This window comes from Nitratireductor sp. ZSWI3, from assembly GCF_024655565.1.
Lineage (GTDB): Bacteria > Pseudomonadota > Alphaproteobacteria > Rhizobiales > Rhizobiaceae > Nitratireductor.
Window position 1 is genome coordinate 45,336 of record NZ_JANKOF010000028.1, and the last position, 7,036, is coordinate 52,371.

The window sequence follows — 7,036 nt, forward strand, 5'->3', positions numbered from 1 at the left end:
CTAGAACTGACTTAACGCGCCGCTCTCGCACGGCTGAAGATGTGATCTTCTATTATTTTTAAATTTGAGGGAAGCGCTGTAAAGGCCTCTTCCTTCTCCATCAATCCGCCGAGCCAATCGGGAAGGGCGGGAACGATGCCGCTGGCATCCTCGACCGCCTTCGGGAACTTGGCCGGGTGGGCGGTGGCGAGCACGACCATCGGCGTCGGTGAGGCGGGCTGCGCTCGGGCGACCTTGATGCCGGTTGCCGTGTGCGGGTCGAGCAGATAGCCGTCTTCGTTCCACACCGCGCGGATCGTCTCGGCGGTCTCGGCCATGTCGGAGCTCGCGGCGCCGAATTCGGCGCGGATGGCTGCAAGGGTGTCGGCCTCGATGGTGAAGCGGCCGGACTGCTTCAGGCGGTCCATGTAGCCGCGGATCTCCTGCGCATTGCCGCCCGAGGCGAAATAGAGCAGGCGCTCGAAGTTGGACGAGACCTGGATGTCCATCGACGGCGAGGTGGTGGCGACAACCTCGCGCGTCGCGTAGTCGCCGGTGGCGAGCGCGCGGGCGAGAATGTCGTTGTCGTTGGTCGCCACGACCAGGCGGTCGATCGGCAGGCCCATGCGCTTGGCGGCGTAGCCGGCGAAGATGTCGCCGAAATTGCCGGTCGGCACGGTGAAGGAAACCGCCCGCTCGGGGGCGCCGAGCGACACGGCGGCCGAGAAGTAATAGACGATCTGCGCCATCACGCGCGCCCAGTTGATCGAGTTGACGCCGGACAGCGCAACGCCGTCGCGGAAGCGATGGTCGTTGAACATGTCCTTGAGCAGGCCCTGGCAGTCGTCGAAATTGCCCTTCACGGCGAGCGCGTGGACATTGGCGGCCGCCGAGGTGGTCATCTGCCGCTGCTGGACCGGCGACACGCGCCCTTCGGGAAAGAGGATGAAGACGTCGGCGCGCTCCTTGTCGGCGAAGGCCTCGATGGCGGCGCCGCCCGTATCGCCGGAGGTGGCGCCGACGATCGTCACGCGTTCCCCGCGCTCGGCAAGCACGTGGTCCATCAGCCGCGCCAGCAACTGCATCGCCACGTCCTTGAAGGCGAGGGTGGGGCCATGGAAGAGTTCGAGGACGAATTCGTTGGCCCCGGTTTGCACCAGCGGGCAGACGGCGCGATGGCGGAAGGTGGCGTAGCTCTCCTCGATGATGCGGCGCAGCGTCGCCTGGTCGATCTCATCGCCGACGAAAGGCGTCAGCACCCGCAGCGCGATCTGCGTATAGGAAAGACCGCGCATGGCGCGGATGTCGTCAGCCGAGAAGCGGGGCCACTCGCGCGGCACGTAGAGCCCGCCGTCGCGCGCAAGTCCTGCCAGCATGGCGTCGGAGAAGCCGAGCGCCGGTGCATTGCCGCGCGTGCTGATGTAGTCGGTCGCCATTCGTCGCATAGCCTCATGACTGCGAGGGAGAGCGGTTCATGCAAATGCGGGGTGCCCCGTCGCATTCTGGCCGCGCGTTTGATATAGAGCATCTTCCCGACGGGTGGAAACCGGTTTTCCGCCCGCAATGGTGTGAAATTCGTCGTCGACCGCGGACGCAATGGCGTTCGCCGGCGAAATCTGGCATCTGGCTTCGTCTTCGATTGAGGGACGTACAGTTTTACGAGGCTTCTCACTTGATCAATTATCGTATTTTAGCCGGTTCCATCCTGTTGGGCGCCAGCGTGTTCATTTCCGGTTGCCAGTCGGGCAATCCGGTCGGCAATGCCTTCAATCTGGGCGACAAGAACAATCAGCAGGCGGCGCAGAGCACCGATCTGCCGGAAGGCGCCATACGCGAAAGCGAGCTGCGGGCCTATTGCCCGCCGATCACGCTGCGCTCCGGCACCACCTTCTTCCGCACCTATCAGAAGGGCGGGCAGGACGATCCTGCCAAGATCATATACCAGGCCTCCATCACCGACGTGACCCGGGCCTGCACCTACAACAACGGATCCTTCGGCGTCACCGTGGCGGTCGCCGGCAAGGTGGTGCCGGGGCCTGTGGGCACCACCGGCTCGATCACCATGCCGATCCGCGTTGCCGTGCTGCGCGGCGACGAGGTGGTCTATTCGAAGCTTTTCCCGCACACCGTGGCGATCTCCGATACTTCCGGCGCGACGCAGTTCATCTTCAACGATCCGAGCATCGTCGTTCCGGGCAATGCCGACCGCAGCGTGCAGATCATCGTCGGCTACGATGAAGGGCCGACCCGCAGCCGCTGAAGTCGCTGGCCGGGCCGCCTCGAGCTGGTCCGACGGCGCCGGCTTCAGACGGCGCCTTCCCATTCCGACAGGGCGGCAATGACGCCGGCCAGATCCCGGAAGCGGTGGATCACCGTCTCGGCGCCCGCTTCCATGAGCAGGTCGGCGTGGCCCGGCTGGATGTGTGCGGCGCCCGTGAAACCGATGACGCGCATGCCGGCGGCCTTCGCGCCGGCGATGCCGTGCACCGAATCCTCGATGACGAAGGTGCGTTGCGGCGCGGCCTGCATTGCCTCGGCGGCGAACAGGAAGACGTCGGGCGCCGGCTTCGGCAGCCGCGACGGCGTCTCGAGCGACGAATAGATGAAGCCGTTGAAGAATGGCAGCAGACCCGTCTTGCCGAGCATCGCCTCAAGGCGAGCCTTGCTCGAATTCGAGCAGATGCACTTCTTGCCGGCAATGGCCGCTGCCGCCTCACGCGCCCCCTCGATCGCGCGGACCTCCTTGCGCAGCCGCTTGTCCACTTCGCTCTCGGCAAGCTCGATCAGCGAAGCCTGAAGCGGCGTTGCGGCCTCCTTCTCGATCTCGAACAGGATGTCCTTGAACGTGAGGCCCGAATAGCGGCTGGCCAGGTCCTCTGCGGTGATCTCGAAACCGGCCTCCGTCAGGAGGCGGGCCTCGACGCGCGCGGCGATGATTTCAGAATCGACGAGAACGCCATCGCAGTCGAAGATGACGAGATCGGGAGCTGGCATGGGACGACCTGTGAGCTTGGAAAGGGAAACGGCTTCGGGGATAGACCCGAAGCCGTGCCGAAAGCAACCGCATTGCGCGGGAAGCGGTCGCTGGAAGGGCTATTCCACCGCGAGTTCGGTGCGCTCGCCGGCCGTGACGACGGCCTTCTGGCGTTTCTCCGCCTTGTCGCCCTCATAGGTGACGCGCACTTCGTATTCGCCGGGATTGAGCGTTTCCTGCATCTCGCCGCCATAGGTGCCGCCGAACTCCACCTGCTTGCCCTGGATGTCCTTCCTGGCGCCGAAGATGTCGATGCGGTAGGCGCCCGGCGCGGCAATGGCGAGCACGCCGGCATCGATGTTGATCGTTGCCTCGGTGCGCTTGCCGGCCTCGACGGTGATCGGGGCGGTCGCTTCCGTCTGGCCGAGACGGGCGTGGAGCAGATAGTCGCCGGGCGGCACGTTCATGCCGCGGCCGGGGCCATACTGACCGGCGAGCGTGTCGCGCTTGCCGGCGATGTCCGCCTTGGCCTCGCGCACCTCGAAGCGGATGCTGTCGCCCTCGACGGCCGGACCGCCCTGCGCATAGACGGCGGCTGGCACCACGATGCCCGAGGCGATGACGAGATCGGCTTCGACGGTTTCGCCGGCCCTGACGGTGAACGATGTTTCAGCCTTCGATTTGTCGATCTTGCCGGTGACGGTGACCGGCCCGGCCGCCACATAAGCCTCGGTCGGGCCGTAGCCGCCGTCGCTGGCGCCCTCGAAGGCGATGTCGATGCGCGCACTGTCGTCCGCCTCGCCGTCCGCCGTCCGCTTCGGCGTGATGCGGATGAAGCCGGCATCGAGGACGACCGGCAGCTCGGTCTGCCTGTCATCGGCAAGCTCTGCCGGAAACTCCCGCATGACATTGCCGATCTTGACGCGGGTAAGGTAGCGGCCGGCCGGCAGGCTGTCCTCGAACACGCCGCCATAGCCGCCCGCCGCACTGCGCGTCTCCGGCTCGCCATTGGCGCCGACGGCAAACAGATCCCAGCGGACCGGAGCGTCCTCGGGCAGGTCGGGGCCGTCCTCGGCCAGCCGGGCGATGCCCTTGAAGTTGGAGTCCAGGGCGGCGGGTTGCGGTTCGGGTGCCGGCTCGGGGGCCTTGGCAACGGTTGCCGTCAGCGCCTCGGCGAGCTGGCCCGCATCGGCGGCCTTGAGATAAAGACCGCCGGTGTTCTCGGCGAGACAGGCGACCTGCCTGCCGTCTTCGTCGGACAGGCCGAAGCCGACCACATGGGTCGTGAAGTTCACGCCGGTGGCTTCCAGCTCCTTGCCGAGCGCGCAGGGATCGGCGTTGCAGGTCTCCAGCCCGTCTGTGACCAGGATGACCGTCGCCTCGTTCTCCTCGATGCGCAGCTCCTGCGCGGCGACGCGGACGGCTTGCGTCAGCGGTGTCTTGCCCTTCGGGTTGATGCGGTCGGCGAAGGCCGTGATGGCCGCCGCCGTGCCGCTGCCGGGCGGCACGGCGATCTCGATGTCGGAGCAGGATCCCTTCTCGCGATGCCCGTAGGCGACGAGGCCGAGCTCCGTATCGTCGGAGATGGTGCCCAGCACCTGGCGCAGCGTGTCGCGCGCGATCTCGATCTTCGTCGTGCCGTCGATCTGGCCCCACATGGAGCCGGACGCGTCGAGAACGATGATGGTCTTGCCGCCGGCAAGGGCGGGCACGACCAGGAACAGGGCCGCAAGAAGCGTGAACATCGGCAGGCGAACCATGCGGCCTCTCCACTCGGGGCAGGAATTGACGTTACGGAAGATTGCATAGCTTTCATGAGCCCGCAATTCGAGGCGGCGCATTACGGAATATTTACCATCGTCGGTAACCATAACGGCAGGTAAACAGTCCGAGTGAGAGAGCAGCATATGTCCGCCGTGCGTCGTATCAGTGAGCTTGCCCCGCAGTCCGAGAAAGCCGCCTGGCTCGATACGATCCTGAAGGGAGACTGCGTTGCCGCCCTCGATCGCCTGCCGGAAAAATCCGTCGACGTGATCTTCGCCGACCCGCCCTACAACCTGCAGCTCGACGGTGAGCTGCACCGTCCCGACCAGTCGCGCGTCGATGCGGTGGACGACGCCTGGGACCAGTTCGAGAGCTTCGCCGCCTATGACGCCTTCACCCGCGCCTGGATGCTTGCCGCGCGCCGCGTCCTAAAGCCGAACGGCACCATCTGGGTGATCGGCTCCTACCACAACATCTTCCGCGTCGGCACGGTGATGCAGGATCTCGGCTACTGGTTCCTGAACGACATCGTGTGGCGCAAGACCAACCCCATGCCGAATTTCCGCGGCCGCAGGTTCCAGAACGCGCATGAGACGATGATCTGGGCCTCGCGCGACAAGACCTCCAAGGGCTACACCTTCAACTACGAGGCCATGAAGGCGGCGAACGACGATCTGCAGATGCGTTCGGACTGGCTGTTCCCGATCTGCACCGGCAAGGAACGGCTGAAGACGGAGGAGGGCGACAAGCTGCATCCGACCCAGAAGCCGGAAGCGCTTCTGGCGCGCATCATCATGGCGTCGACCAAGCCCGGCGACGTGGTGCTCGATCCCTTCTTCGGCTCCGGCACGACGGGCGCGGTGGCCAAGCGCCTCGGCCGTCATTTCGTCGGCATCGAGCGTGAGGACGCCTATATCGCGGCCGCCGCCGAGCGCATCGCCGCGGTCGAGCCGCTCGACGACATCGATCTTGCCCAGGTGCAGGGCAAGCGTGCCGAGCCGCGCGTCGCCTTCGGCAGCCTCATCGAGGCGGGGCTGATGCAGCCGGGCATGCTGCTGTTCGATTCAAAGCGCCGCTGGACGGCCAATGTGCGCGCCGACGGCACCATCGCCATCGGTGACGAGGCCGGCTCCATCCACCGGGTCGGCGCCAAGGTGCAGGGGCTGGAAGCCTGCAATGGCTGGACCTTCTGGCACTTCGAGGATGCAGGCAGCCTGAAGCCGATCGACGAACTGCGGCGCGTCGTGCGCCAGGGCATGCAGGTGGCGGCGGCCTGAGATCGCCCGTTTCGCGACGCTCCGTCTCCTTGCCTTCCGCATGGATGCCGGAGCGCGCGAATCCTTCGATCTGCCCGTGTCCGCCATCGGCTTTTCAGGACAGCAGACCCAATCCCTGCAGATCGCCGCGCAGCTTTTCTGTGCCGGTGAAGTGAACCGCCTGCCACCCGGCGGTTCTGGCACCCTCCACGTTCTTCTGGCTGTCGTCGATGAAGAGGGTCGCCTCGGGCTCGAGCCCGAAGGCTCTCGCGTGCGTGTCGTAGATGACGCGATCAGGCTTGATGGCGCCGATCTCGCCCGAGACCGTGACGCCGCGCGGCCGCTTCAGGAAGGGAAAGCGCTCGCGCGCCTCGGCAAAGGTGTCGGCGGCGAAATTGGTCAGCATGGTCACGTCGTGGCCGTTGTTGATCAGCGTCTCGAGCAGGTGCACCGACTCCTCATAGGCATGCGGCACCATTTCGTGCCAGTTCTGCCGGAAGGCGCGGATGTTGTCGGCCTCGTGCGGATGCTCGGTGATCAGCAGCGCCTCGGCCTCGCTCCAGCTGCGTCCGCGATCCTGCTCGACGTTCCAGTCGCCGGTGCAGACGTTTTCCAGGAACCAGCGCCGCTGTTCCTCGTCCGGGATCAGGCGCCGGTAGGGGATTTCGGGATCGTAGTGGATCAGCACCTGGCCGATGTCGAAGACGATATGGCGGATCTGGCTCATGGGGTTTTACGGTCCTCACGGTTTTCGCGTGGCGCCGGGTATGGCAGCCTCGATGGCCTTTTTCATGACGGAAGGCAGCGCTTCGCCGGGAAGATCCACAGGAAGCGACCACCATCCCTGACGAGCCGGCGGGTCTTGCGCGATCTCGGCCCTGAAAATGGAAAGTTCGAGCGCAAAATGCGTGAACACGTGACGGATCGACCCCGAGGCGCGCCAGTCGGCCGCAAAGGGGGCGGCGCTCACGTCGGCGACGCCGTCCTGGCGGGCGGTCCAATGGCTCGTCGGCACCTCCGTCATGCCGCCGAGGAGGCCGCGCGGCGGCCGCTTGCGCAGCAA

General features: G+C 65.8%; 7 protein-coding genes. 2 read left to right on the forward strand and 5 right to left on the reverse strand.

The genetic code is table 11. From position 1 onward, the window contains the following. Positions 1–11 precede the first annotated feature (11 nt). Complete coding sequence (gene thrC / locus NUU27_RS11265; RefSeq protein ID WP_257762197.1) at positions 12–1,415, reverse strand: threonine synthase; 1,404 nt, start codon at positions 1,413–1,415, stop codon at positions 12–14. 236 nt (positions 1,416–1,651) lie between these two features. Here thrC and NUU27_RS11270 point away from each other — a divergent pair, with 236 nt between their 5' ends. Next, positions 1,652–2,239, forward strand: a complete 588-nt coding sequence (locus NUU27_RS11270; RefSeq protein WP_257762198.1) for a hypothetical protein — start codon at positions 1,652–1,654, stop codon at positions 2,237–2,239. A 44-nt stretch (positions 2,240–2,283) separates the two neighbouring features. Here NUU27_RS11270 and NUU27_RS11275 read toward each other — a convergent pair whose 3' ends face one another. Both NUU27_RS11275 and NUU27_RS11280 read right to left on the reverse strand, forming a co-directional pair. Further along, on the reverse strand, positions 2,284–2,973 hold the full coding sequence (locus NUU27_RS11275) for an HAD family phosphatase (RefSeq protein ID WP_257762199.1): 690 nt from the start codon (positions 2,971–2,973) through the stop codon (positions 2,284–2,286). 99 nt (positions 2,974–3,072) lie between these two features. Then, on the reverse strand, positions 3,073–4,713 hold the full coding sequence (locus tag NUU27_RS11280; RefSeq protein ID WP_257762200.1) for a VWA domain-containing protein: 1,641 nt from the start codon (positions 4,711–4,713) through the stop codon (positions 3,073–3,075). 147 nt (positions 4,714–4,860) lie between these two features. Here NUU27_RS11280 and NUU27_RS11285 point away from each other — a divergent pair, with 147 nt between their 5' ends. Then, positions 4,861–5,994 (forward strand): site-specific DNA-methyltransferase, encoded by a 1,134-nt coding sequence (locus NUU27_RS11285; RefSeq protein ID WP_257762201.1) that lies wholly within the window; start codon positions 4,861–4,863, stop codon positions 5,992–5,994. 94 nt (positions 5,995–6,088) lie between these two features. On the opposite strand, the gene NUU27_RS11290 is transcribed toward NUU27_RS11285, so the two are convergent. Next, the gene (locus tag NUU27_RS11290) at positions 6,089–6,700 is read right to left on the reverse strand and encodes an HAD family phosphatase (protein WP_257762202.1); all 612 of its coding nucleotides are present in this window, start codon (positions 6,698–6,700) and stop codon (positions 6,089–6,091) included. 15 nt (positions 6,701–6,715) lie between these two features. Further along, a partial coding sequence (locus NUU27_RS11295) for an NUDIX domain-containing protein (RefSeq protein ID WP_257762203.1) occupies positions 6,716–7,036 on the reverse strand: 321 nt, incomplete at its 5' end.